Consider the following 26,898-nt stretch of genomic DNA (forward strand, 5'->3'; position numbering starts at 1 on the left):
TGTAAAATGGCTGAAGGAGGTAAATTATCAGGCTATACTTGAATAGAGATACAATTGTTGTGAAAAGTCTTGTGAATTTGTTCGTCAGTTATAAGGGAATCTGCAGCTAACACGGTACCTATTAGTTCAAAATAGTCAATAGGTATTTGGTGAAGTGGATCATCTCTACTTCATTGCAACACACGTAAAAAAGTAAATCAATATATAAATGCTTTGTAACTGAGGCACTGAAATTCTTTATCCAATCGTAAATGAGAATTTGTTACATTGAAAATACATTCAATCGCCCAGCTTCCTTTACTGATTGCCCGGCTTCACTTATCAATGCTCTAATTCGTTTGAGATTGACCGCAAATATGGCCATCGCACCTTGTATCTGCATACCGATAGACCTGCGTGTTATCAATACACACTGTACTGACGAAGTAGTTGTCCTAAAGTTGCCTAGGAATAACTAGCGAAGGCACCTTTTTAGTGGGAGGCATCCAAAATGCACCAAAGCGTGTCAAATGGACAATTCGTAGTTCAACCTATAATCCAGGACTTTTTCAGTGGCCTCGGCGTGGATGTAATACCCGTACAAGACCTGCGGAAGCACATCCTAGAACACTATGAAACCAGCAAAATGGAACCCCTTTAGGGTGCTTCTAGGCACAGCCTGTCCGCAGGGAAGAAATCCCGAAACCTGATGGTGGAGTGCGGTTATTAGGTATCCCTACCGTGACAGATCGTCTCATTCAACAAGTCATTGCCCACGAATTAACCTCTTTATATGATCCGACATTTTCAATCCATAGCTTTGGGTTTCGAACAAATCGATGCGCCAGTGATGTGATAAGGAGAGCAAAAGGATATATTCAAGGGGGGAATCGTAGGGTTGTGGATATGGACTTAGAGAAGTTCTTAGACATGGTGAATCATTATAGGTTCACGAGAACACTTGTGAAGCAAATTGAAGATAAACGTCTACTCGGGCCAATCCGTAGCCGTCTGAAATCTGGAACCATATATAAGTGGTCTGGTGACAACAAGTGCAGAAGGAACTCCACAAGAAGGACCTCTTAATCTTCTACTCTCTAATGTTGTCTTAGATGAACTGAATATAGAGTTGGAGAAAATGGAACATAACTTTGTCCGATACGCCGATGCCTGCAATATCTATGTGAAAACAAAGAAATCGGAAAATTGATTCGTGCATTCCATCACTTCATTTATCGAAGGGAAACCTAAGTTGAAAGTTAATCAGAATAGATCCGCGATGGACCGCCCTTGGAAGAGGAAGTTTCTTGGATTCATCTTTACTTTTCAGAAAGAATCAAAGGTTCCGATTCCTGAAGAAAGTTTAAAGCGGATAAAAAATAAAATCCGCGAGATAACCTCTAGGAAGAAATCCTATCCCATAGATTATCGAATCAAGAAATTAAATCAATACCTGTTGGGTTGGTGCAGTTCCTTCGTTTTGGGGGAGGGCCAAGTGTTTTCGGAGACTTCGATTCTTGGATTAGAAGAAGGCTTCGAATGTCTACGTGTAAAAACTGGAAGGTACTAAGTAAGAAGGTGAGAGAACTCATTGGATTAGGTGAACAGAAAGTTAAGGCATAGGAATAGGGTAACTCACGTAAGAGTTACTGGAGAACTTCCAAAAGTCCTTTATTATATAGAGCCCTCGGAAACTCCTACTGGAGTTTCCGAGGGCTCAAAAGTCTACTATCACGATAAGTAAATTTACGTCATCAGTCTTAATTGAACCGCCATATACCGAACGGTACGTATGGTGGTGTGAGAGGTCGGGAGGTAATCACTCCCTCCTACTCGTTTGAATATCGGCGCTGATTATTTAATATCCTCAATACTTGCAGCTGTAACAGAAGTTAAGGCACCGGAACATCCTCTGTTTTTTTATCAACATAATCCATTTCAACATTTGGCTCTTCAATATCTGCACTTGCAGCTGCCACAGGAGCTAAGACAGATGTAAAATCCTCTGCTTTTTTATCAACATAATCCCCCAAAACATAATGATCCATTTCACCTTTTGGAATGGCACTATAACTTTTAAATCTAGTAATAAAGAAGATACCACCAAGTCCAACCCAAATAGATAAGGCGATCCATGACGGTGTTCCTAGGAATCCGGGTGAACCTGGTACGACAAGTAAAAGGAAAAACCCTATGCTACTGATTACACCTAGTAAACATAAAAACTTACGTGTTGGTGCAACAATGGAAATTCCTTTTGGATTCTTTGCGGATGCATCTGACCATTTAAGTAAACGGTAAGCTATAAAACAGGTATAGAAGTAGGCGATTGTTACTCCAAGAGCCGACATATCAACTACCCATAATAACGCTTGTCGTCCAAATAATGGAGCGAAAACGGTTACAGCCAAGGTGAATAAAATACCAATATATGGTGTTTTATATTTGGGATGTAATTTTCCAAATGCTGCTGGAAGGACTTTGGCTCTTCCCATTGCGAACAGTAGTCGACTAGTTGATGCATAAAAACCATTAAGTCCGGTAAAGATACCCATCATTAAAGCAAAGGAAAGTAAAATAACTCCCCAAATCCCATAGGCATTTTCGACAATAGTACCTGTTCCCCAAATAGATCCTGTTTCAACAGCACTAGTCCAAGATTGACCTACACCAGTAGCTATTATGGATAAACAATAGGCAAAACCTGCACAAAGTAGAGCGATAACAATTAATTTAAATGACTTTTTAGGAGAAAAGTCAAATTCTTCAGCCGCTTGTGGTATATTACTAAACCCAACATATGCCCAGGGTGCAATGGCAACGATGGCAATGATTGATGACAAAGCTCCTACCCCTGGATTAAACAGTGGTTGTATGTTCGTAAAAGAGCTGGCTGGATGTAGAATCATACCGATTGTTAGTAAAGCTAAGCCAACTATTAATGCGACACAAAATACAAATTGAGAAAATCCGGATAAGTCCGCTCCTCGTATATTTATAAAAGCAAAAACTACTAATGCGATACAGGCAATGACAACCTCTCCCGCATAAACCTCCCATCCAGCAATACTATACATAAAACCTCGTTCAACAATAGATGGTAAGACAAATTTTCCTAGAAGTGCTATGGCAGATGCATTTAATGCTACAATCGACATATAGCCAAGCGTTAAAAACCATCCACATACAAATGCATGATATCTACCTAATCCATAATAAGCATAGGTAAACTCACCTCCAGATATGGGTAACTTTTCAACAAGGAAACCGTAGCTAATTCCGATGATTATCATCAAGAGCGCTCCAATTAAGAAACCAATAATGACCCCGAGTGGTCCCGCCATTCCCATCCAATCAACTGGTAAAACAAACGCTCCCCATCCAACCGCCGAACCAAAAGCAATTGCCCAAACCCAATGTGGTTTTAATGTTCTCTGTAACTGTTCACGTTGTTCCATTTGTATTCCTCCTCGTCATTATTTTTTGTAAGCGCTATCAAAATAGTTTTTTTAAAAAGTGTCTATGATTCACACCCGAAAAGCCAAAATCGCCTTGATTGTTTCCTGACCGAAACTGAAAAGTGGTAAAATAGTAAATATCGCACAAAAAGGATCCGAGGAAGGGGGAAATTAGGTACACCAATCGGAAACGCAACAGAAGTATACCGACACATGTTTAACAAAAGCGATAATAGCTTATAACTTCAAAGCTGTGATAAAAATATAGAGCTAAGACGGTTTACTTGGCATGTTTAAAGTCGCTCCTCTCCGAAATTACTGCCCATTGTAAAAAAAATATTTGAATTCACAATAAACTCTTAAGGGATTTTCAAACCTTATCTTATTGGGGTTAAATCATGTCTATAGATTAAATTCTAGCGGTTAAATACTGAATAATCAACAATTTCTGTAAATTAGAGTTATTGGAAAGTGAGATAAGGTTTATGGTTAATTTTTATATACTGTCGTGTTTTCATGAAATAATAATTCGAACTGAATAATTAGCTTTATGGTGAATATGTAAAAAGTTGGTCGGTCCCGTCAATGTAACGAGGAGAATACTTTTTAAAACCACTATCTCATTTAGAAATGGGAAGGGGAAAAGGATTTGAGGATTCAAAGCAGCACTGCCATAAGGTGAAGTGCACATTACCCTTCGGAGGATAAGAGGGTGTTTGTTCCACGGTAAATTCCTTTTGATGGAAGTTCCTTTATGTAGTGACATGTAACCATCTTCTATTTGTGATTAGCAGTGGCTTGCAGGACTTTATGTATATCCTGTGGATTAGAGTAACAACACTTGAATACATCCAGTAACATTTGCCCCGCATTATGCATCGCAATTCGCAATACATCCAGAAATCGCTTGTTTTCCACTTCTAGTTCCAATGAAGGTTGATCAGTCGTCTCTGTGGATGCCCTTTCAGGCAATGAAGAAAGCTCCTCTCTAGCCGTATGGATCCGTTTCTCGGTTTTTTCCTTTTGTTGCGCTAGCTTCTACATGTCATTCTGCTGTAGAAGCTAACGCAACAAAAGTGAACTTACCTAGCGATATGAGCCATCTATCGGCCTGTTCTTCACCGCTACTAATCATAGTATCTCAACTTTCGCAGACTGAAATCGGCAAATAAGCCTTGATATAACTAGGCAGAGCAGCGATCCACCGTTCCAGTTGACTTTGAATTAACTTTTTGATTTTTGAATTCGTCTGTTTGCGCGCATCTCAAGTAGACCGATCAACTGCTGTAAAGCGATAGCCCAATCGAGTTTATTTTCTTCGTCGCACAGCTCATAAAAAAGCCCACCAAGTGTGCGTTGATCAGTATGGCAGCGGTTTTGCCACGTAAGTACGATATAGCGCGCGAAAACAATTATTGTATGACTGATTAGCACGTCGAAAGAGCGATTTTGAAATTCCTTCTCCAATCTTAAAAGGGACTCGGCCGTCTTAAAGAAGGCCTCAATATCCCACCGCATGCCGTAAATCCGGACGATTTCCTGTTCGGCTAGACTGCAGTCGGTACTAAGGATGGCAAGCTATTCACTGCGTTTATTCCTGTTCTGGATAAAAACAATCTTAACAGGCGTTCCATTCTTCATCACCGTGTCGATGGAACGAAGAATCCCTTTCTTGGACTCGACAGGCTGCGCCAGTTGATACAGTTGCTTCAAGGAAACCGGTTTTCCATTGACGAGGTAGCGCTGCTTTGTTTTTTTTACCATGCCAATGACGTCCAATCCCTGCTTTACGATGGCTTTGACAAGTGGAGGCAGGGTGAACCATGAATCCATCAAGACATAGCTGGCTTCCACTTCGTTTGCCAGGGCCCGTCTAATCATGTCAGGCAATCTGTTTAGGGGCTGACTGAAGCGTATTCTCTCGACGTTTATAGCCGCAAGTGCGTTTTTCGATATCTTGAGAAATGCTATTAATTTGAGACTTTTTCGAACTGAGCAGGGAAAATCGATAGGCAGGAACGTATGGCCATCCGACCATCCCAAGGTTAACATGCGAAAACCTTTGTAAAAGCGCATTTTCAGGGACGCATGATCAAAGCAGCGTGCTAATAATTCTACTTTTTTACTACGATTTCGATCATACGCAGAATCATCGATGATCAACACTTTCGGCCGATCTTTATCTGTAAGGCGAGTCACCTTTTGAATGGTGAATGTACTTAAAAGAAGGAGAAAACGATGCCAATTGAACGTGGATTATTTCAAAAATCGATACACGGCATCTTGGCTGGATAGTTGTCTGCTTTCTTCGAGTCGAGTAGAGAATACCAATTCTTGTGCTGGAAAATCAGTCAGAACACCAGCTGGAATAAGTACGAACAGCTGAAACCAAGGGATTTTCGAATGCCTGTTTCGCGCAAATGCTTATTGATTTTCAGCTCGGTAAAAACAGAATCCAATTCCTTTGGCAGTTGATTATGTGGGCTCGTTTGATCTATCATAGTAGGGACACCTCTTCTGTGGTAGTGATTTCTTAAACAATCTCACTTTACCAAAGAATGAGGTGTTTTTTCATTTCTTATTGTAGATGTCAAGGTTACTAATCGGCAAGCCCTAGTGCTAACACTATCAATGGTTACATACTATTTTTCTAGTGCAAAAGTTAAGTAAATGCTTTTTTCATTCTTTCAATTTGAGCTTATATAATAGAAGGAACAGATCTTATCGGAAGAGGTGGCATGTATGGCGATTGTAATACCTTTCAAAACTTAAAAAAGGCACCGTCTTGGGCGGTGCCTTTTTTAAGTTTTTTTCCTTAATATTAATATTTGGCTTATGAAGCCAGTTTTATATTTCAATTATAAAGGGAAGAATCATCGGCCTTCTTTTTGTTTGAGTATATAATAGATTTTCAATTGATTTTTTTAGATTATGTTTTAAATCATTTCGTTTATCCCCATTCGATTGTTTTGATTCGTTAACGATAGTAATAACTAGCTGATTCACTTCATTCAAAATATCCTCCGCAGCACGTTCATAAACGAATCCACGGGAAATTATATCTGGATTTGAAATGATCTGCCCATCCGTTTTGCTTAGGGTAATTATAACAATCAGCATACCCTCCTCTGAAAGCAATTTACGATCACGTAATACAATTTTCCCAACGTCTCCAACACCTAGTCCGTCCACGAAAACATTACCGGCTTGTATTCGTCTTGTTTGACTAGCAGCAGTGTTGTTAATATCTACTACATCTCCATTGTTAATAATGAAGACGTTCTCACTTTTCACGCCAACAGATTCGGCTAATGTTCGATGTTGCTGAAGCATACGAAATTCTCCATGAATGGGAATGAAATATGTTGGTTTCATCAAGGTGAGCATGAGTTTTAACTCTTCCTGGAAGGCATGTCCCGAAACATGCATACCTGATGTGCTACCGGATCCATAGATAACTTTGGCCCCTAAATGGAATAAATTATCAATGATGCGTGACACACTTTTTTCGTTACCAGGTATAGGGCTTGATGCCAGAATGACGGTATCTCCAGCCAATACAGATACTTGACGGTACGTTGAAGTCGATAAACGTGATAATGCTGCCATAGGCTCACCTTGACTGCCTGTGCAAATAATGACAACTTCATCTGGTGCCATCCGATTAATTTCATTTGCCTCTATTAAAGTGCCATCAGGTATTGTTAAATATCCGAGTTCTGCTGCGACGGATACAATATTCACCATACTTCTACCAAGCAAGGCAACCTTTCTATTTGTTTTAAGGGCAGCATTTATGATTTGCTGAACCCGATAAACGTTTGATGCAAATGTAGAGATAAATATTTTTTGGTTGGCCTTGCGAAAAGCATCTTCAATATGTTCGCCAACTACGCGTTCAGATTGTGTAAAACCAGGGCGTTCAGCATTAGTGCTCTCGGATAATAGAAGCAGCACTCCACGGTTCCCGATCTCGGTCATTTTATGAAAATCTGTATACTTCTCATTTATAGGTGTTAAATCAAACTTGAAGTCGCCTGTGTGTACAACGGTCCCTACTGGTGTATGAATTGCAATTCCTAGACAATCCGGAATACTATGATTTACAGTGAAAAATGTCATGTTTAGCGTACCTGCCTCAACATTCGAATCCGCATTAATCGTCTTTAGTTCCGTTGCACGTAGAAGTCCGTGTTCTTTCAATTTCAATTTAATTAAACCGAGGGTCAAGTTAGTCGCATATATAGGAATACTTAGCTGTTTTAGTAAGTATGGAATACCACCAATATGATCTTCATGCCCATGAGTCACAATCAATGCACGGATTTTATCTTTATTGTTTTGTAAGTATGATATATCTTGAATAATTAAATCCACACCTAATAAGGTTTCATCAGGGAACTTGGCACCACAGTCGATAATGATGATGTCATCTCCATATTGGAGTACGTACATATTTTTTCCGATTTCATTTATGCCACCCAAAGCAAAAATGGATAACGTGTTCTTTCCTATTTTCAATGCGAAAAACCCCTTACAAAGTTATTTTCAATAAGTTAGATGTAGATTATGATGACCATAATAATAAAATTTATGTAGTATGAACATAGATAAGTTCTCTTTGCTTATTTCTCAGTGTGGAAAGTGGGTTTAAAATAGGAAGAAGCGAATTGGCAGAAGGTAGTAGATAGGGAAGCAAATGAAGTAAGTTTAGCCTAGTCAAACATTCACAACGGCATATTTAAAGTTATTATACATTTACATGTGAAATGCAATTAGATTCACCTGTACGATAGGTTTTGTTGTAATAACATAAAAAAATACCTGCTGCCTGTCAAAATGACAGGCAGCAGGCCATAGAGGAGAAATATGAAAGGGTGTTACTTATTAAGGGTTCATTGCCATGGACATGGTTGGTAATAGGTCATTGGTCAATGTGTAAAGGGTAACGAGTGATTGGTTTCAGCAAGTTTGAGTTCATATTCCCCACTCTATGCCTCAAAAAGGAGTCTCACCTTTTTGAGGTTAAAAGTAGTTAGCGCCATCAAAGTCAAGAACGATTGTATAGTTTTTCATGTTAATTCGATTCGATAACTGGTGTGCCGCTTTTTCAGCTTGTTGTGCTCTCAGTCGATATTCTTCTGGATCAAATAATGCTACACGATAAATCGTAGTGGATTCGGCAAAACCATATTGTATTTCTTCTTTACTCGCTAAAGAGAATTGTTTATAGTAAGAAGACTTTGCACGCAATTGGATAGCCAGTTCAATGGCTTCAACTAATGATAGTTGTTTGTCTTCGAATTCTACTGTATTTGTGCTGTTTGCTACGTAGATGAGATAATCTAGTTTGCGTTGATCTAGTCTAACTTGTTCCATCTCGGCTTCTACGTCTTTTAATGTTCGGCTGATTATTGGACGTGGTGCACCTTTTTCAACCGTTATGAAAGCGACTCGTTGGGCTTCTGTTTCCAGTTCACGTAATTGTTTAGATAAGATACTTTTTAATTTAATACCTTCAGCTAATGTAATGTTCATGATTTCACCTCGTCTGTTAGTATAAAGTCTGGATTCTTACTATCCAATACAGAACTCTGATAGTCGCCACCATTTATGCTGGTGAACATTTTTCCGCAAGCTTCAGCTAATTGTAGAGCCTTGTCGTTATCTAGCGAAGGATGAATGAAAAGCAATTGAATGATGTTTTCGGTTTCCTCTGTTACGGCTGTTCGTATTGAATCAACATATGGACTACCAAACGGACTGTATCCGTCGCTTAGAAGTAAGATGTTTTCAAAGGTATTGAATTGATTATTCAATCCTTCGTAGCCGTCCTCAGCCGTGCCGACAGACAACATAATATCTCCCGCTATTTTGTCAGCATCATAAATAACTGTTGGGATTTCGTATTGCAAGGAAAAGAAAGTGTTCAGATCTTCTGCACTATGGAAGGACGATGTATAGCGACGATCTTTGATCTGTTGTAAGAGTAACTGAAGAGCTGGCGGCTTAGTCGATGGGTCTGCACCGAGAGTTGTCCAAATGGATTGCCATTCCGCTAGACCGTTGAAATCTGTCAAATCTTTGTCGAGTAGCTCGAAATATAGTTGTTCTTGGAATAATTGTAATCGTCCTTTTAGCATTTGAGGTGATGCAGAGACGATTGTTTTGTTATAATAGATTAAGCCTAATTTAAAATCAGGGATTTTCGTGAATATAGAAGAATCAATAGTAAGTTGCATCAGTATCACCTGCTTGTAATTTTACTTCATCTTATCATAAGGGAGGCGGGGAATGGTGAATGTCGCTCAGTTACAGCATGAAATACAAACGTTTGCGGCGTCCATTGGAATAGACAAAATTGGTTTTACGACAGCAGCCCCGTTTGTGAAATTGAAAGATCGTCTGAAACAACAGCAACGATTGAACTATCAATCCGGTTTTGAAGAGCCGGATATAGAGAAACGAACGGAGCCTTTATTATTACTAGATCAAGCAGAGAGTATTATTGCTATAGCAGTTGCATACCCTTCGAAAATGTCAGACAGTCCCCGTGGGAAAAAAGGGGAACGTCGTGGTATGTTTTGCAGGGCTTCTTGGGGTGAAGATTACCATACCGTATTGCGTGATAAACTAGCACAACTGGAATTATTCATTTTAACTAAGGTACCCGATGCGCGACTTCGTTCTATGGTAGATACAGGAGAACTTGTAGATCGTGCAGTAGCAGAACGTGCGGGTATCGGTTGGTCGGCTAAGAACTGTTCAATTATTACACCGGAGTTCGGGTCGTACGTTTATCTGGGTGAAATGATTACGAATCTGCCATTTAAACCAGATGAGCCGATGGAAGATCAATGTCTAGACTGTAATTTATGTTTGGATGCTTGTCCGACTGGCGCGCTTGTACAGCCTGGACAATTAGATGCCCAGCGTTGTATTGCGTTTTTGACACAAACAAAGAAACCTGTACCTGAAGAATTCCGTCTCAAGATCGGGAATCGTTTGTATGGATGTGATACTTGCCAAACCGTTTGTCCAAAAAACAAAGGAATGAATCACAAACATCAACTTTCATTCACGCCTGAGCCAGAGCTCGTAAAACCTTTGTTGCTGTCACTATTGTCCTTATCCAATCGTCAATTTAAAGAGCAGTATGGTCATATGTCGGGCTCTTGGCGCGGGAAAAATCCGATTCAGCGAAATGCGCTCATTGCATTGGCTCATTTTAAAGATGAATCGGCGATACCAGAACTAACGAGATTGATAAAAGAAGATCCGCGACCGATGATTAGAGGGACAGCTGCATGGGCACTTGGGGAGATTGGAACGACAGAAGTACAAGAGGTGCTCAAAGAATGTTTGGTTATAGAAGAAGATGAGTTTGTAGTAAGTGAAATTAAGCAGGCTCTAGAACAGCTGCATATTAATTGAAAGAAGGTAGTAAGATGACGATTCACGTTGCATTATTCGAACCACAAATTCCCGCGAATACAGGAAATATATCCCGTACGTGTGCGGGTACCGATACTGCTCTCCATTTAATAAAGCCACTTGGTTTTTCTACTGAAGATAAAATGTTGAAACGTGCCGGACTAGATTACTGGGAGCATGTTGATATTACGTATCACGATGGAATTCAAGAGTTTATAGACGCGTATCCCGAGGGTGAGTTTTATTTCATTACAAAATTCGGAGAGACGAGCTATGACACGTTTGATTATTCGGATACCGATAAGGATATTTTCTTTGTGTTTGGCAAAGAGACAACCGGATTGCCAAATGAAATAACGGAGCAGTATAAAGAAAGTTGTTTGCGTATTCCGATGAACGATGAGCATATCCGTTCATTGAACTTGTCGAATACTGCTGCGATTCTAATCTATGAAGCGCTTCGTCAACAGAGATTTGCACATTTAACGTAATATATAAAAAAAGGGGATTGGCTCATGGCCAATCCCTTTCTATTTACTTCATTTGATTCGTTTTTGATTCGCCTGGCTTATTTTCATATCCGCCAGTCAAGATTGCAGATAAGAATGCAAAACAAACGGCCATAATTAGAATTAGTCTCATTGTTTGTACCTCCTATGAAATCAATAGTCCTTCATACAGTATACCGTAAAAATTATATAAATGAAATAATCTTCGTCATTTTATGTGACAGGTTACTAACAAATCTTAATGAGGCAGGAATAGCAACTGATAAGCGAATAGTACCGCAAAGATATACATTAATAAGGGCACTTGCTTACCTTGCCCCTTTGTAATCTTCAGTAACGGGTATGTGATGAACCCAAGTGCAATACCTGTCGCAATACTTGAAGTAAGTGGCATCGTTAAAATAACTAGAAATGCTGGGAACGATTCGTCGAATGAATCCCAGTCAATGTTTTTCACCGCACCGATCATCAAACTACCTACAATGATCAAAGCTGGTGCCGTAATGGCTGCGACGCCAGATAAGGCGCTAACGATCGGACTGAAAAACGCAGCGGCTATGAATAGCACGGCAACCGTTAATGTAGTTAACCCTGTACGACCGCCTACGGCTACACCAGAGGACGACTCGACGTAAGCGGATGTAGGGCTAGTTCCGACCATTGAGCCGACTGTGGCGGCTACTGAGTCGGCTAGAAGCGCATGGCGAGCACGAGGTAAAGAATTACCTTTCATGAGCCCTGCTTGCTTGGCTACGCCGATCATCGTTCCCGTTGTATCAAATAAAGTAACGAGTAGAAATGATAGTACGACACCGTATAAACCGTATGAAATTACATCTTCCATGGCCTGTACAGGATTCCATACAAGAATTCCTTCAGGCAGGTGAGGCATTTTTACAACACCATCGAAGTGTAACTGCTTCGTGAAGAAGGCGACGATACCTGTTGCAATCATACCTATAAAAATAGCCCCGTAGACATTGCGATTCATAAGAATAATCGTCACGAGCAATCCGAACAAAGTCAGTAATACGGCAGGCGAGGTGAGTTCACCTAGCTGTACGATGTTGGACTCATGAGGAACTACTAATCCCGATAATCGCATCCCGATGAAAGCGATAAACAATCCAATTCCAGCTGTAATACCATGTTTAAGATTTTCGGGAATGCCTTCTATTAGCTTTTCCCGGAAAGAAGTCATTGATAATAATACGAAAATCAGACCTGCTATAAAGACCGCAGAAAAAGCTGCTAAATAGTCCAGTTGACCGTTTGAACCTATGACGACTGAAGCAAAGTAGGCGTTCAACCCCATACCTGGTGCAATAGCGATTGGGTAATTAGCGAATAAGGCCATCCAAAGTGTACCGATGACAGTAGCTATTATAGTGGCTAAAAAGACTTGGTCAAATGGGACACCGGCCTCCGATAAAATAATGGGATTGACGATGACGATATAGACCATCGTCAGGAAAGTGGTCATCCCTGCCAGTAGTTCTGTTTTGACAGTCGTTTGATTCTTCTTTAATTGGAACACTGTGAATTCTCTCCTTATATTACGAACATAATAAAGTCCATAGACAATAATATTCGTTTTTACAGAAGAAATCAACCTGTTATACTGAAAAAGCATTCGTAAATTCTGTGAAATAATGTACAATTACCCTATGAGTGTATAAAGGAGGATTTTTTATGTCAACGATTTTTGATCAGCTGGTTACACTGAGCAACGGTGTGCAAATGCCACAGTTCGGTTTAGGTACGTATAAAATGACAGAACCTGAGCAGACCATGCAAGCTGTCGAGAAAGCGGTTTCACTAGGCTATCGCGCAATTGATACAGCATCTATTTATGATAATGAACAAACCGTGGGGGAAGCAATCCGTCACTCTGGTATCGCACGTGAAGACTTATTTGTGACATCTAAAGTATGGAATGATGAGCAAGGATATGATGAAACACTGCGCGCATTCGAACGTTCGTTAACTAGATTGGACATGAATTACTTAGATTTGTATTTGACCCATTGGCCTGTTGCCGACAGTTATGTGGATACATATCGTGCAATTGAAAGACTGTATGATGAAAAATTGATTCGGGCTACTGGTGTTTCGAATCATCATGAAGCTCATTTACAAGAGATATTCACGTTTGCCAATATCCGTCCTATGGTGAATCAAATAGAACTCCATCCTCGTTTAACTCAAGAGCCATTGCGGCAGTTTTGCAGTGAGCATCAAATTGCGGTAACTTCTTGGAGTCCGCTAGCTAGAGGGCAAATTCTTGAAGATGCAACACTCACTGCAATCGCTGCACAGCACGGGAAGACTGTAGCACAGGTCATCATCAGGTGGCATATCCAAAATGGCTTGATCGTCATTCCAAAGTCTGTGTCACTTGACCGTATTCACGAAAATTGTGAGGTAGCTGATTTTGAATTAACATGTACGGATATGTCGATGATCAACGCGTTAAACCGTGATGAACGGACAGGTATGGATCCAGACTCGTTTTAAGTGGAGCTATTGAGGTAAAGGGGTCAAGATGTAAAAGAAGTGGACAACTGTTTAAAACACGATATGTAGCTGTTGTTAGTGAAGTGATAAATTTTGAATGCCCTAGAAGTCAGCATACTCCATGGGATTCTTTTTTTGCAATGTTAGATTTAATAGCAAAAAGCAGGGTGTCTACGAGGAGGGAATTGAAGGAAATAGCTCACTCACTGTCGTTAGTGTGAGTATTGTTTTTGTCTTTGGGCTTAAGTAGAATCAAGTTCAAATGCTAACCAGATTACAAGTCTCTTTATACTTCACGAACAACTTTCCAAGTAATAAAACAGGAATGAAAAAGAGCTGTCATCAGTGGTCTCTACGACCTCCTGGACAGCTCTTTTTTTATTCAGTTTCCACTACAATCAACTCTGACGTAATAGGATGTGTGAAAGCGACCTTTGTAGCAACTAGCTTATATGGTCCTCTTGCCATTGTCTCGCTGCCATACAGCTGATCTCCAACTACGGGGTGACCCATATGAGAGAAGTGGACACGAATCTGGTGTGTTCGGCCTGTTTCCAACTGAGCTTCAACAAGTGTCGTATCCGGTTTACGTTCAATCACCTTAAAATGCGTGACTGCCGATTGGCCGGACGGTGATACTCTGCGCTTAGTGGCATGATAGCGATCTTTACCAATTGGCATATTAATCGTGCCACGCGGTTTTCTTAGCTGGCCTTCAAGTTCAGCCGTATAATATCGTTCGATTTGATTCTGTTCCAACATCCGATCGAACATAGTTTTTGCTAGTGGATGTTTTGCGATAAGCAAAACTCCAGCCGTGTGTTGATCTAGGCGGTGGATATGCTCTGCATAGCTGCCACCTTTTGCATCGATATAGCCCATGACTTCGTTCATCAATGTGCCAGTACCAGGTACGTGTTCTGGGTGTACGGACACTCCGGCGGGTTTGTGTACCGCAAGTATATGCTCGTCTTCCCATAGCACACGTAAGGAGTCGGAAGGTTCTGGTTTGTAGTCGGACTGTGCCTCAGAGAAACCGAAGATCAGCTCCGTGCCCTCGGGGAGGGGTTCTTTCCATTCCACTGGTTGTCCTTCCGTATCCGTTACGCTCTTATCCATGCGCATTTGATGAACCGATTTCTTACCGCCTTGCCATTTTTCTCTTAGTAATTTTTCAATTGTCTCACCGGGTTGTTGAGTTGTATAATGAAAACTTGTCATCTACGTAGTCTCCTTAGTTGCTTTCGAATTCATCAAAGAATGCTCTTATTTGATCGTCAGGCTGTGAGCCGACTGTTCTGCCTTGTTCTTTTCCATCTTTATAGTGGACTAGTGCAGGCCATGCTGTAATATCGTATTCCTGTTTTATCTGATCTCCATACTCAAGCAGATTATACTGGTAGACATGTGCATTATATTCGTCTGCAATCGGCATTAAACGCGGAGTCATATCCATACAGTGCGGGCATTCCGGACTGAAGTAATAAACGGTTGTTGGTTCGCCGCTTTCAATTTTTTTGAAGATATCTTTAGGAAGTGCGACGTTCTGATAATTTTCATTGTCTAATAAATCAATTGTGGATTGCTGTAGATTATTTGTACCGTACGGATTGTCAGCCAGTTTTGTCTCATTGGATTTATTATTAAGGACGATGATCAAAACGAAGATCACGACTATAATTCCACCAATGGCTAATAATTTTTTCAATGTGTTTCACTCCTTTGTCTGTTTCAAGATTACAAGACTTGCGATGAAAATAAAAGCGAATGCTATTAATGCAAGAAAAGGAATCGTAATAAATCCGAAATAATTGATGTAAGCACCTGTACAAGAAGCCCCGCCACATTCAGGAGCGCTGTCTTGTAGGAAAGCCAGTTTCTGAATACCATAGTGGTAGAGAGAAATACAACCACCGATAAAAGCGAAGGAAGCCGTAGTCCAGGCAATTGAAATGTTTTTCTGAATGAGTGCGATCAAACCAATCAATACAATAGGATACATGAAAATCCGTTGATACCAGCACATCGTACAAGGTACGTAGCCTTTGATTTCTGAAAAATACAAAGAGCCAAGAGTAGCGATTAGTGCGACGGTCCATATGGAAAGGAGCCAGTTTTCCTGTTTTTTATTCATGGAGCATCTCCTTATAATTAGATAATAGATAAAAGCTTTCCTGTTTAAACAGGAAAGCTTTATTTGGACGAATCGGTAGCCTCATTGGTTGCGATGTCGGGAGGTTGCTTTTTAGCTTCTAGATAAAGAATGTGATTCCCGTCTACTTCTTTAACAGTAAACTCATATCCTTGTTCAATAATCTTTTCTCCTTGTATAGCCTCAAAGCGTTGATCCATGAACCAACCGCCGATTGTGTCAATATCTTCTTCAAGAATTTCAATATTTAATGCGTGATTGACGTTTTCAATCAACATCTTAGCATCTAAAATATAATGGTCTGGACCAACATTCTGAAGTTCAGGTAGTTCATCCATATCGAACTCATCGCGGATTTCACCAACAATTTCTTCTAATATGTCTTCAATAGTGACGAGACCTGAAGTCCCTCCATACTCATCCAATAGAACAGCCATATGAATACGTTCGCGTTGGATCTTTAAGAGTAAATCTCCAATTGGGATTGTTTCAATGACTCGGATAATGGGCTGCATATAATTGGTGACCGATTTACTGCCATTTGACGGATCTTTAATATAGGCCGTCAGTAAATGTTTCATGTTGATAAGTCCGATCACGTGATCTTTGTCCCCGTCGATAATTGGATAACGGGTAAACTGTTCTACGCCTAGTAATTCAAACACTTCGGATAACGTCATATCTTTATCGACTGTCATCATTTCTGTTCGTGGAAGCATAATTTCTTTAGCAACTCGATCATCAAACTCGAAAATACGATTGACGTATTTGTACTCTGCTTGATTGATTTCACCGCTACGTAAACTATCGGATAAGATAATGCGCAATTCTTCTTCTGTATGACCTACTTCTAGTTCGGAAATGGATTTGAAGCCTAGCAATCGTGTAACAAGACGTGCCGATCCGTTCATTCCTTTAATGATCGGGTACATAAGACGGTAAAATAGATTCAGTGGTACGGCAAGGGATAGGGATAATTCTTCCGCCTTGTGCAATGCGATGGTCTTTGGAGCTAGTTCTCCAACCACGACATGCAAATAGGTGACGATCGCTAAAGCGATAGTGAATGAAAGAATGGTTTCGACATTGGCATCGAGCATAAACATGTCAAAAATGGGAGCTAGCATCATGCGAACTGTTGGTTCCCCGAGCATACCTAGGCCAAGTGCCGAAATCGTAATTCCGAGCTGACAAGCGGATAAATATTCATCTAAGTTATCGGCAATTTTTTTTGAAAGAACCGCGCGATGATTACCTTCATCGATTAATTGGTCGAGACGCGATGAGCGGACTTTCACGATTGCGAATTCACACGCAACAAAAAAAGCGGTGATTGCGATCAAGGCAGCAAATGCTGCCAATCGTATGGCAATATCCAAATAATAGCTTCGCGCTTAACCCAGATGAGGGAAAAGAACAAAGCGTACACCTCCTGTAAAGTAAAGTTAGTTATCTTTTATAATAATTTATTTATAGAGAAATTACAATTCGATTTGCTTACAGAAGGGAAAAAAATCATTTCAGGGGTACATAATGTGTCGATCCAAAGAGTGGAGGGGACGTGGTAACACCGCCACACGAAGAAACTAGCTTCGACTTATGATTAATTTTGTTGTTTTTAAAATCTTTAAAAAACTTATAAAAAAGACTGAAGACCAAGTCCTTTTTACAAGGAAAGTGTCTTCAGTCTTAGGTAATACGTTTACTCGCCGTATTGTGATTGAGTTTCTTTAAAGGCGTTTTGTTCGTTGGGGATGCGGCTTTTGTCTTCAAAAACGTTTTCAGTTTTTTGGTTTTGTACCTTCAAACGCTCTTTTTCTAACTGTTGTTTACCTTTTGATTGTTCTTTGCCCATAAAAGCACCTCCTCTAGTTAGAGGATGGTCGGTTTAGTTGGATCTCATTCATAGACGTGGAAAGTCATAAGGTCATGAACCATTCGTAAGACTTTTTCTTCATCTGGCGGTGTGCCGTTTGTCCAGTTGATCGTGCCATCTTTATGGTAGTCGCCTTTGTATTGTTTGTTTTGGTAATAGAAAGAGATGGTCCATCCTGGTAGATCAGTGTCTTCAAACATTTTTTTGTAACTGAAGTGTTGTAGCATGTTGTTTTCTCCTTTATCGTTCCATTAGTGATATCCTGTTCGTCCATTTCATAAACTGACCAAAAGGAACGAAAGGATGAGAGTGTGTTTGTTACTCAACTACGTAATGCAGTCGAGGAAAAGTATAAGTCGTATTTTTATTATAAGTCCATGTATCAACTGACGAATGATTTGCTATGGCAGGAATTCATTCGCCATGCGTATGAGGATGAAAAAAGTCATTACGAAATGTTCCAGCAGTTACATTATATAATGACGAACGAGTTTGTGACGAATCCGAAAAAGCCAGCGCCTTGTACGAATTTGAAAGAATCGGCTAAAAATGCGCTAGTTTCTGAACTTGAAGCGGTAGAGCAATGCAAGGAAATGTTTCTGACAATTCCTTTTGAAGAGGCATATGATCCGATTTTCATCGCGTTACATGACGATATGGAGCATGCGATTCGAATGTCTACCATATTCAATGGAGCAAATTAAATCAAACGTCGAAAGAAAAGTCTTTGAAATACTTAGCACCTTCAAGCATCCGAACCCCATACCAGAACATTTCGCCATCAATTAGCTGGATCGCTGAATCAGGTAGCATTTCTTGGAACTGAATTTGCTGCTTTTCTTTAAAGGGATATGGTTCAGATGACAGCAATACTAAGTCGAGATTAGCTTCCTTGAATTGCTCTTCTGTAAGAGCTGGATAGCGGTCAGATGATTCGACAAAAGGCGTGATAAAACCGAGTTTTTGCAACAACGAGTTAATGTAGGTGTCTTTGCCCGCAACCATATACGGTTTTTGCCAAATGACATAGGCAACTCGCGCAGCAGGAAGAGTAGGGAGTTCTGTGAATGCTTGCTTAATTTCCGTGACAAGCGACTCGGACTGTTGCTCATGATCAGTCAATGATCCCATATCTGTAATCATTCTATAGGCTTCTTCGATCGTCTGTACTTCCGCTACATATACCGGATAGAACTCGGCAAGAATGTCGACCATCTCTTTTGTGTTTTCTTCTTTTTCCATAATAATCAAATCGGGTTGTACTTCATGTATCTTTTCCAACTTCAGGTCTTTCGTTCCTGCAACTGCGGGAACGGTCTTGGCTTGTTCGGGATAGATACAATAACGTGTGCGTCCGACAATTTCCTTCTCAAGTCCAATTCCGAATAATGTCTCCGTAATACCAGGACATAATGTGACGATTCGTTTAGGTGGGAAATTATACACAACGGTTCTTCCCAAGTGGTCAATAATTTCTTTCTTCAATGAAATGAAAGCCTCCTTTGGCGGTAGGTGAAAACGTAGGTTCATAGTAAGTAATACTCTACTTGCAACGTACCTGAACGGCTATCAAATGTAAAGTCAGAAATCTCCGCCTCAAATTGCTTTTCATTCAGCTGGTTTTTGTTATAATTGGAACGAAGACCAAGTGGAATAAGGTGAAGCGATTGAAAATAGTGCTAACTATTTTATTCATGGCGTTTATTGGCGCATTGATAGGTGGAGTAACGAATCATCTGGCGATTAAGATGCTGTTTAGACCCCATGAAGCAAAATACATTGGAAAAACACGTTTGCCGTTCACACCCGGCTTGATTCCTAAGCGCCGAAATGAATTGGCGACTCAGCTTGGTAAAACGGTGACAAATTATTTGCTGACACCTGATCTGTTCCGGAAAAAGATGTTGACGCCTGGGATGGAAAAGCGTGTAGAGACGTTTATCCAAAGTAAAATGGATCAATACATCTTGCAATCAGATAGGACATTGAATGACTGGCTCAAGCTTGCAGGTGCCGACAAACTTCCTGACCAAGTGGAAGACAAGTTGGTTACTTTAATCGACCAGCAGCTATACGAGATGAAAACAAAAGTGACAACAGGTACTGTAGAAGAAGTCATGCCGCTTCGTTGGCAACAACAAATTGAAGAAAAAATCCCTTTAGCTTCTGACTTTGTTCTACGACGCGCAAGTCAATTTGTTGATTCGGCAGAAGGAAGACAGACATTCCAAAAGTTGATAGATGATTTCTTAGCTTCAAAAGGGACATTCGGCGGTATGCTCAATATGTTTTTCGGAGAATCGGAGTCGCTGGTCGGCAAGGTTCAACGGGAAGCATTGCGATTTATAGAAGCACCTGGAACAAAAGATTTATTAGATCAACTGATTTGGAAAGAATGGCAGAACGTTCAGCAACAACCGATGGAACAGTTGACGTCTGGATTCGACTTTGATAGTGTGTTTGCTTCAGTGAGAAAATATGCACTCAATCAATTGGCACTACATGAAAGACTCGATCACAGCTTGTTACATTATTGGCCACAAGGTTCCACATGGACGGCTGAAAAGGTTACACCACAGATTGTCAGCTTTTTATTCGCTCAAGCAGAAGCGCAGCTTGAACAATCGTTGAAGAAGCTAAAACTGGATGAAATGGTGAAAGAGCAGGTAGATACGTTCCCTGTGGCGGTTCTAGAAGATCTAGTTCTTGGCATTTCACGCAGAGAGTTTAAAATGATTACGGTTCTGGGCGCATTTCTAGGTGGGATCATTGGAATTGTGCAAGGAATTATTGCGCTTACACTAAATGGATTGTAGGAGGAGATAGTATGTCAGTAAACATTTATGATGATATGAACAAATTGGAATCTACTTTACGTAAGACAGATGAGTATGTAGCGGTGAAAACAGCAATGGCTGATGTGAAAGGTGACGAGAATGCTCGTGCATTGTTCGAAAGCTTCCGCGAAATCCAAATGAATTTGCAACAGAAACAAATGGCAGGTGAAGAGATTGAAGGAGACGAGCTTGAGCACGCACAGAAAACAGCACAACTCGCTCAAGAAGATCCGAAAATATTAGCTATGCTAACTGCTGAAATGAAACTTAGCGAATTGATTGAAGAAGTAAACCGTGTAGTATTGAAACCAATTCAAGATTTATATGAAGGATTTAATTAATAGACACATCGAAACCGGCCTTGGCCGGTTTTTTTCAACAGATGGAGAGTAGGAGAAAAAATGCAGCAATTACATGTAAATCAACCATTCCCCCAAGATTGGATCCGAATGTTCACGCATTTAGCCAATTTATTTTTCGAACAGTCTAAACTAGTTACAGAGCAGGCAGATGATACAGCGATTGATTTACGGTTTACCGAAGTTTACGAAGAATCGCCAAGTATAACTGCGGATATTCAATGGCAAGGTACGCACTATACGTCGCGTTTTGCCGAAGAGGTAAAAGAGACAGATGAACGCGAGCAGCTACGTCAGCGTAAGAGAATGTATTCCCACGTATTGCTAGACGTTTTGGAACAAGCAACAGGAATGAATCAAGAGTGGGGGATTCTAACGGGGATCCGTCCTACAAAGTTGTATCATATGTACCGGCAAGACGGTCATACGATAGATGAAGCAAAGCAATTACTTCAGCAACGCCATCGTGTATCGGTGCGGAAAAGTGAATTGATTGCAGAAATTGCAGACGTTCAGCTGAATGCATTGCCAGATTTGTATTCATTGAAAGAAGAAGTGAGTATATATATTGGCATTCCGTTTTGCCCGACAAAATGTGCGTATTGCACGTTCCCGGCCTATGCCATTCATCGTAAAAGTGGGCGGGTAGAAACTTTCCTCGACGGCTTGCATGAAGAAATGCGCGCGATAGGTAAATGGTTAAAAGAACATGATATTCGCATCACAACAATTTATTTCGGTGGCGGAACACCAACGTCTATTGAAGCAGATGAAATGGATGCGCTGTATCAAACGATGATGGAGTCATTCCCTTATATGGAACATGTTCGTGAAGTGACAGTGGAGGCCGGCCGTCCTGATACGATTACGGTACCGAAACTTGAAGTACTGAAGAAGTGGGGGATCGATCGAATCAGTGTCAATCCCCAGTCATATACGGACGAAACATTGAAAGCAATCGGCCGTCATCACACTGTACAGGAAACGATCGATAAATATTGGTTGTCCCGTGAGCAAGGAATGCGCAATATTAATATGGATTTAATCATCGGTTTACCGAATGAAGGTCTTGAAGAATTTGAACATTCATTAGCGGAAACAGAAAAGATGCAACCGGAATCTTTGACGATTCACACGTTGTCGTTCAAGCGTGCTTCTGAAATGACACGCAACAAAGACAAGTATCAAGTAGCGGATCGTGAAACCGTAGGAAAAATGATGACGCGTGGAGAGGAATGGTCACGCGATAACGGATATATTCCGTATTATCTCTACCGCCAGAAAAACATTTTAGGAAATCTTGAAAATGTTGGGTATTCAAAACCCGGTGAAGAAAGTCTCTATAATATTTTGATCATGGAAGAAGCACAGACCATTATCGGTTTAGGTTGCGGGGCCTCAAGCAAGTTCATGGAACCAGCAACTGGCAAGTTGACGCAATTCCATAATCCGAAAGAACCTGGCGCTTATATATTAGGATTTGAAGAAGCTATTGATAAGAAAATAGCGTATTTAGAAGAGTTATTTCCGTCCTCGGAAACTATAAAATAATGCTGATTCCCCCTTCGCAAAAAATGTCGGGGGAATTTTTTGTTAAAGTTATGCAAATGCTCAGTTAATTGTGTATAATGTAATGAATGAACAACCATTCATATAAAGGGGGAATTAATTTTGACAAAACAGATTGACGTGGAAATTGAAGGAAGATTAGCGACAGTAACTTTTAACCAACCTGAAACGATGAACGCGTTAGACGGGTTCATGATGAAAGAATTGGCAGATATCGTAGATCAATTAAAGGAAAATTCATCAGTACATGTCGTACTATTCAAGGGAGCAGGTCGAGCATTTTCTGCCGGTGGAAACGTCAAGGCGATGTTAGACCCGAATGGTCCGATGAAAATGGAAGATATTATGGTCGATTTGTCAAGATTAGCATTATCTATGTACAGCATGCCACAAATCACGATTGCATCTGTACACGGTGCGGCTGCAGGACTTGGCTGCAGTATCGCCATTGCATGCGACATCGTTATCGCGGAAGAATCAAGTAAAATTGCTATGAACTTCATCGGTATCGGACTCGTACCAGACGGTGGCGGTCACTTCTTCCTGAAAGAACGCGTAGGTACAGCCAGAGCTAAACAACTGATTTGGTCGGGGAAAGTACTTGATGGAAAAAGTGCAATGCAGATTGGACTCGTGGATGAAGCGGTAGCAGACGGTGAAGCTTGGAAAACGGCACAACAACGTGCTCAAGTGATCCTGAACTCCCCAACAGCTGCCATGGCAGCAACAAAGAAAATACTCCATGCGGCGGGCATCGCAGAACTTGAACAAGTAGTGAAACTTGAAAGCGAAGCACAAGCAGCCATGCGTTCCTCAACTGATCATCGCGAAGGCGTACAGGCATTTGTCGAGAAAAGAAAACCGAGCTTTATAGGTCAATAAATGGCATGCAAAAAGACGCGCTAGGAACACTGCGCGTCTCGTTTATATCTATGAATATATTTGAAGAATTATTGATACTTGGCGGCTGTTTCTCTCCATGAGAAATAGCCTTTTTCTATAGCGCGCAATAGTAACTCCGCTGAAGCTAAATTTGTAGCGAGAGGAATACCATAGACGTCACATAATCGAAGTAAGGCGCTCACATCTGGTTCATGTGGCTGTGCGGTCAACGGATCCCGGAAAAATAAAATCAAATCAAGCTCACCCGTTGCGATCATAGCACCCATCTGCTGGTCGCCACCAAGTGGTCCCGACATGAGTCGTGTGACAGAAAGATCGGTTTCTTCCATGATGCGTAATCCTGTTGTGCCCGTTGCATAAAGAGTATGCTTAGCAAAAATCTTCTCGTAAGCAATTGTGAAATTGACCAATTCAGCCTTTTTTTCATCATGCGCAATCAAAGCAATGTTCAAACGAGTCACTTCCTTCTACGATTTCTCAACGACCCTAGCGTATCACAAAGTCCCCGAAAAATCTTGTGCTATTTTTATAAATATTTGTAAAACTGTGCGCAATACACTTTCCTGTGGTGCATGATCATCGTATAAAAAACAAAACCCCCTAAAACGGAGATTTTGTCATTTGTTCACGTATGGAATAATAATAGTTTACCAAGTGGGGAAGCTAGGCGGTGCGTTCGCTCGAGTAGGTCTTTTTCTGTCAATAACTGATGACCTTGTTCTTTTGCTGCATCATCGGATTCAGCAGTGAAAGTTTCTTCTGTAATCAATGAACCATCTTTTTCGTAAGCTGTAAGTTTGTATGTTTTCATTGTATCGCCTCCATCATCTTTTACTTAGTATACTATGAAATGAATAAAATGAATAATGATTCAGTGAATTAAAATGCAAAAAGATACGTAACGTTTAGAATATAGTAAATGAATATTAATAAAAGTGAAACATATTGTCAGTTGAAACGTAGAACGTGATAGAGAGATTATGGAAGGAGATGATGTGCATGGCCTTAGAATTAGAACGAGTAACTAAACGGTTTGGTGATTTTACAGCAGTGGATCAGCTGTCATTGATGGTAGAAGAAGGGACGATGTACGGATTTCTTGGAGCGAACGGTGCCGGTAAGACGACTACGTTCCGGATGATATTGGGATTATTAACTCCAACAGAAGGAAATATATCGTGGAATGGACGCACGATATCATATGAGACGAGTCCGCTCATCGGCTATTTACCTGAAGAACGAGGTCTTTATCCAAAAATGAAAGTGCTAGATCAGTTAATTTTTCTAGGACAGCTGCGCGGAATGAAAAAGTCAGCAGCAAAAAGTGCTGCACTTCATTGGTTGGATCGTTTTGAAGTGCCACAAAATACGAATAAAAAGGTAGAGGAGTTATCCAAGGGAAATCAGCAAAAAATACAAGTAATTGCTGCATTATTGCATGATCCCCAATTGTTGATCTTGGATGAACCGTTCTCGGGACTTGATCCAGTTAATGTCGAGATGTTGAAAAAAGCGATTGTTGACTTCCGTAATAGCGGAGCGACGATCCTGTTCTCGAGCCACCGCATGGATCATGTAGAAGAATTATGTGAGCAACTTAGTATTATTCATCATGGTAAACAATTGGTCAGTGGCAAGTTGCGTGACGTAAAACGTTCATTCGGCAAACAGAATGTTCGAATTCGTGCTGACTTCCCTTTATTAGAGTTAGAAAGCATCGAAGGGGTAACGACTGCTCATCATTCATTGGAAGGTGCAGTCTTTCAAGTAGAGGATGAACAAGTAGCCCATACGTTGTTGCAGGCTACATTGCAAAAAGGACCGATTCGTCAGTTTGAAATAGAAGAACCATCTTTGCAGGATATATTCATTGCGAAAGTGGGGGAAGGGCATGCGTGAGTTTTGGATTATTTTCAAACAAAGTTTCCTAACAAAAGCTAAAACAAAATCATTTTTCATTACGACACTTATTATGGTAGCTGGGATTTTCCTCTTCGCGAATTTACCGAGCATTATTGATAAGGTCGGTAAGATGATGGGAAGTGGAGAAGATGATCGTGTACTGGTTGTGGATGAGAGTGGGGTTTTGTTTGACCGCCTACTCGAGCAACTTCAGCAAAATGAACAAGGCATTTCATTGGAGCTGACGGAAGAAACGCAAGATCAGTTATCAGAGAAAGTAAAGTCAGAAGAAATCGAAGCGTTTATGGAATTGAGTTTTGACGCTGAACAAACTATCCACGCGTCTTATACAACGGGTAGTTTAGTTGAACAGTCTTTGCCTTCTGCTCTACAAGATGCATTGCAGAACATTCAAACGGAAGTGAAAGCTGATCAGCTCTCCTTATCCGGTGAACAAGTTTCTAAGCTGTTTGCGCCGATTCAATTTGAAAAGCATAATATTTCAGAAACGGCAAAATCAGAGGAAGAGCTGAACCAAGCTCGTGTCTTGGTGTATGTATTGATGTTCGTCATATACTTTGCCGTTATCATTTATTCATCGATGATTGCGACGGAAGTAGCGACAGAAAAATCATCACGCGTGATGGAAATTCTTATCTCGAGCGTATCACCGGTTAAGCATATGTTTGCGAAAGTGCTTGGAATCGGATCACTCGGAATTGTGCAAATTTTAGTCTATGCAGTATCAGGATTTTTAGCTTATACACTTTCTTCCGCTGGAGAGAAAAATGAGCTATCCGCATTCTTCAGTTTAGAAAACCTAGAAGTAAGTACGCTTGTTTACGCCGTAATATTCTTCTTACTCGGCTATTTCTTATATGCCACACTCGCAGCCTTGCTTGGTTCGTTAGTGAGTCGTACAGAAGACGTACAGCAAATGATTATGCCAATGTCGTTGTTGATTGTTGCAGCTTTCATAATCGCGGCAACTGGGCTTGGGAATCCAGAATTGGGCTACTTGAAAATCGCGTCATTCATCCCATTCTTTGCCCCACTCGTCATGTTCCTACGGGTAGGAATGCTCGATTTACCTTTATGGGAGCCTTTACTATCCATAGGTATCATGGTTGTGACTATTTTCGTCCTTGGCTGGTTCGGAGCGAAGGTGTACCGTGGCGGTGTCTTGATGTATGGGCCATCGCGTTCATTGAAAGATTTGAAGAAGGCTATTCAGCTTGGAAAAGAATAGGTTTACGTGTCCCAAGAAGTTACAGTGCTTCTTGGGATATTCTTTTTTGCGTGGATTTAAGTTCAAGTGTAAGTGGAGTTAGTTACTATGTGGGAATGGAAGCTCCAGCTTGCGGACGCTTTCCCATGGGCCCGCGGTGAGCCAACTAGTCACT

General features: G+C 40.7%; 29 protein-coding genes. 12 read left to right on the forward strand and 17 right to left on the reverse strand.

The features are described 5' to 3' along the window. Window positions 1–720: 720 nt before the first annotated feature. Window positions 721–1,065 (forward strand): reverse transcriptase family protein, encoded by a 345-nt coding sequence (locus tag CSV74_RS16955; protein ID WP_233190987.1) that lies wholly within the window; start codon window positions 721–723, stop codon window positions 1,063–1,065. Between the two features lie 193 nt (window positions 1,066–1,258). Next, complete coding sequence (locus CSV74_RS16960; RefSeq protein ID WP_233190989.1) at window positions 1,259–1,549, forward strand: group II intron maturase-specific domain-containing protein; 291 nt, start codon at window positions 1,259–1,261, stop codon at window positions 1,547–1,549. A 322-nt stretch (window positions 1,550–1,871) separates the two neighbouring features. Here the strand turns inward: CSV74_RS16960 and CSV74_RS15225 are convergent, their stop codons facing one another. The 7 genes from CSV74_RS15225 to CSV74_RS15255 form a co-directional block, all read right to left on the reverse strand. Beyond that, entirely contained in the window at window positions 1,872–3,437 is a 1,566-nt protein-coding gene (locus CSV74_RS15225; protein WP_099692312.1) for an APC family permease, read from the reverse strand. 777 nt (window positions 3,438–4,214) lie between these two features. Continuing rightward, window positions 4,215–4,409, reverse strand: a complete 195-nt coding sequence (locus CSV74_RS15230; RefSeq protein ID WP_099692313.1) for a hypothetical protein — start codon at window positions 4,407–4,409, stop codon at window positions 4,215–4,217. Between the two features lie 606 nt (window positions 4,410–5,015). Next, window positions 5,016–5,636 (reverse strand): transposase, encoded by a 621-nt coding sequence (locus CSV74_RS15240; RefSeq protein WP_158231822.1) that lies wholly within the window; start codon window positions 5,634–5,636, stop codon window positions 5,016–5,018. 152 nt (window positions 5,637–5,788) lie between these two features. Continuing rightward, window positions 5,789–5,938, reverse strand: coding sequence for a hypothetical protein (locus CSV74_RS16705; protein ID WP_158231823.1), 150 nt, complete (start codon window positions 5,936–5,938; stop codon window positions 5,789–5,791). 346 nt (window positions 5,939–6,284) lie between these two features. After that, window positions 6,285–7,958 carry a ribonuclease J gene (locus CSV74_RS15245; RefSeq protein ID WP_099692316.1) on the reverse strand — a complete coding sequence of 558 codons (1,674 nt, stop codon included), beginning with the start codon at window positions 7,956–7,958 and terminating at the stop codon, window positions 6,285–6,287. A gap of 504 nt (window positions 7,959–8,462) precedes the next feature. Then, a complete protein-coding gene (locus tag CSV74_RS15250) occupies window positions 8,463–8,975 on the reverse strand; it encodes a hypothetical protein (protein WP_099692317.1) in 513 nt (170 codons plus the stop codon). Continuing rightward, window positions 8,972–9,679, reverse strand: coding sequence for a B3/B4 domain-containing protein (locus CSV74_RS15255; protein WP_099692318.1), 708 nt, complete (start codon window positions 9,677–9,679; stop codon window positions 8,972–8,974). The genes CSV74_RS15250 and CSV74_RS15255 overlap by 4 nt, the downstream gene beginning before the upstream one ends. 55 nt (window positions 9,680–9,734) lie before the next feature. On the opposite strand from CSV74_RS15255, the gene queG reads away from it, so the two are divergent. Then, entirely contained in the window at window positions 9,735–10,871 is a 1,137-nt protein-coding gene (gene queG / locus CSV74_RS15260; protein WP_099692333.1) for a tRNA epoxyqueuosine(34) reductase QueG, read from the forward strand. Between the two features lie 14 nt (window positions 10,872–10,885). Next, window positions 10,886–11,362 (forward strand): tRNA (uridine(34)/cytosine(34)/5-carboxymethylaminomethyluridine(34)-2'-O)-methyltransferase TrmL, encoded by a 477-nt coding sequence (gene trmL, locus CSV74_RS15265; protein ID WP_099692319.1) that lies wholly within the window; start codon window positions 10,886–10,888, stop codon window positions 11,360–11,362. 256 nt (window positions 11,363–11,618) lie between these two features. Here trmL and CSV74_RS15270 read toward each other — a convergent pair whose 3' ends face one another. After that, window positions 11,619–12,917, reverse strand: coding sequence for an NCS2 family permease (locus tag CSV74_RS15270; protein ID WP_099692320.1), 1,299 nt, complete (start codon window positions 12,915–12,917; stop codon window positions 11,619–11,621). 155 nt (window positions 12,918–13,072) lie between these two features. Here CSV74_RS15270 and CSV74_RS15275 point away from each other — a divergent pair, with 155 nt between their 5' ends. Beyond that, window positions 13,073–13,897: an aldo/keto reductase gene (locus CSV74_RS15275; RefSeq protein WP_099692321.1), complete on the forward strand. Its 825-nt coding sequence runs from the start codon at window positions 13,073–13,075 to the stop codon at window positions 13,895–13,897. A gap of 378 nt (window positions 13,898–14,275) precedes the next feature. Here the strand turns inward: CSV74_RS15275 and CSV74_RS15280 are convergent, their stop codons facing one another. From CSV74_RS15280 to CSV74_RS15300, 6 genes are all read right to left on the reverse strand, one after another. Further along, complete coding sequence (locus tag CSV74_RS15280; RefSeq protein ID WP_099692322.1) at window positions 14,276–15,118, reverse strand: RluA family pseudouridine synthase; 843 nt, start codon at window positions 15,116–15,118, stop codon at window positions 14,276–14,278. A 13-nt stretch (window positions 15,119–15,131) separates the two neighbouring features. Further along, entirely contained in the window at window positions 15,132–15,605 is a 474-nt protein-coding gene (locus tag CSV74_RS15285) for a thioredoxin family protein (protein WP_099692323.1), read from the reverse strand. Window positions 15,606–15,611: 6 nt separating this feature from the next. Continuing rightward, the gene (locus CSV74_RS15290; RefSeq protein ID WP_099692324.1) at window positions 15,612–16,031 is read right to left on the reverse strand and encodes a disulfide oxidoreductase; all 420 of its coding nucleotides are present in this window, start codon (window positions 16,029–16,031) and stop codon (window positions 15,612–15,614) included. A gap of 59 nt (window positions 16,032–16,090) precedes the next feature. Then, entirely contained in the window at window positions 16,091–17,428 is a 1,338-nt protein-coding gene (locus CSV74_RS15295; protein WP_199170368.1) for a hemolysin family protein, read from the reverse strand. Between the two features lie 323 nt (window positions 17,429–17,751). Then, window positions 17,752–17,904, reverse strand: a complete 153-nt coding sequence (locus CSV74_RS16710) for a hypothetical protein (protein WP_158231824.1) — start codon at window positions 17,902–17,904, stop codon at window positions 17,752–17,754. A 44-nt stretch (window positions 17,905–17,948) separates the two neighbouring features. Next, complete coding sequence (locus tag CSV74_RS15300) at window positions 17,949–18,152, reverse strand: YheE family protein (protein WP_099692325.1); 204 nt, start codon at window positions 18,150–18,152, stop codon at window positions 17,949–17,951. Between the two features lie 84 nt (window positions 18,153–18,236). Between CSV74_RS15300 and CSV74_RS15305 the strand changes: the two genes are divergently transcribed. Further along, a complete protein-coding gene (locus CSV74_RS15305) occupies window positions 18,237–18,629 on the forward strand; it encodes a ferritin family protein (protein WP_099692326.1) in 393 nt (130 codons plus the stop codon). Between the two features lies 1 nt (window position 18,630). Here the strand turns inward: CSV74_RS15305 and CSV74_RS15310 are convergent, their stop codons facing one another. Then, window positions 18,631–19,410, reverse strand: a complete 780-nt coding sequence (locus CSV74_RS15310; protein WP_099692327.1) for a helical backbone metal receptor — start codon at window positions 19,408–19,410, stop codon at window positions 18,631–18,633. A 191-nt stretch (window positions 19,411–19,601) separates the two neighbouring features. Here CSV74_RS15310 and CSV74_RS15315 point away from each other — a divergent pair, with 191 nt between their 5' ends. The 4 genes from CSV74_RS15315 to CSV74_RS15330 all read left to right on the forward strand — a co-directional run bounded on the left by CSV74_RS15315 (window position 19,602) and on the right by CSV74_RS15330 (window position 23,572). After that, complete coding sequence (locus CSV74_RS15315) at window positions 19,602–20,741, forward strand: DUF445 domain-containing protein (protein WP_233190990.1); 1,140 nt, start codon at window positions 19,602–19,604, stop codon at window positions 20,739–20,741. Between the two features lie 11 nt (window positions 20,742–20,752). After that, the gene (locus CSV74_RS15320) at window positions 20,753–21,103 is read left to right on the forward strand and encodes a YlbF/YmcA family competence regulator (RefSeq protein WP_099671298.1); all 351 of its coding nucleotides are present in this window, start codon (window positions 20,753–20,755) and stop codon (window positions 21,101–21,103) included. Window positions 21,104–21,163: 60 nt separating this feature from the next. Continuing rightward, window positions 21,164–22,672, forward strand: a complete 1,509-nt coding sequence (locus CSV74_RS15325) for a coproporphyrinogen III oxidase (RefSeq protein WP_099692329.1) — start codon at window positions 21,164–21,166, stop codon at window positions 22,670–22,672. Between the two features lie 117 nt (window positions 22,673–22,789). After that, window positions 22,790–23,572, forward strand: a complete 783-nt coding sequence (locus CSV74_RS15330) for an enoyl-CoA hydratase (RefSeq protein WP_099692330.1) — start codon at window positions 22,790–22,792, stop codon at window positions 23,570–23,572. Between the two features lie 68 nt (window positions 23,573–23,640). On the opposite strand, the gene mgsA is transcribed toward CSV74_RS15330, so the two are convergent. Both mgsA and CSV74_RS15340 read right to left on the reverse strand, forming a co-directional pair. After that, complete coding sequence (gene mgsA / locus CSV74_RS15335) at window positions 23,641–24,045, reverse strand: methylglyoxal synthase (RefSeq protein WP_029054127.1); 405 nt, start codon at window positions 24,043–24,045, stop codon at window positions 23,641–23,643. 173 nt (window positions 24,046–24,218) lie between these two features. Continuing rightward, the gene (locus CSV74_RS15340) at window positions 24,219–24,404 is read right to left on the reverse strand and encodes a YhzD family protein (protein WP_029054126.1); all 186 of its coding nucleotides are present in this window, start codon (window positions 24,402–24,404) and stop codon (window positions 24,219–24,221) included. A 188-nt stretch (window positions 24,405–24,592) separates the two neighbouring features. On the opposite strand from CSV74_RS15340, the gene CSV74_RS15345 reads away from it, so the two are divergent. Further along, complete coding sequence (locus CSV74_RS15345) at window positions 24,593–25,492, forward strand: ABC transporter ATP-binding protein (protein WP_099671302.1); 900 nt, start codon at window positions 24,593–24,595, stop codon at window positions 25,490–25,492. Continuing rightward, window positions 25,485–26,744, forward strand: coding sequence for an ABC transporter permease (locus CSV74_RS15350; protein WP_099692331.1), 1,260 nt, complete (start codon window positions 25,485–25,487; stop codon window positions 26,742–26,744). Before CSV74_RS15345 ends, CSV74_RS15350 begins: the two co-directional genes overlap by 8 nt. The last annotated feature ends 154 nt before the right edge of the window (window positions 26,745–26,898 follow it).

This window comes from Sporosarcina sp. P19 (assembly GCF_002743165.1).
GTDB classification, from domain to species: domain Bacteria; phylum Bacillota; class Bacilli; order Bacillales_A; family Planococcaceae; genus Sporosarcina; species Sporosarcina ureae.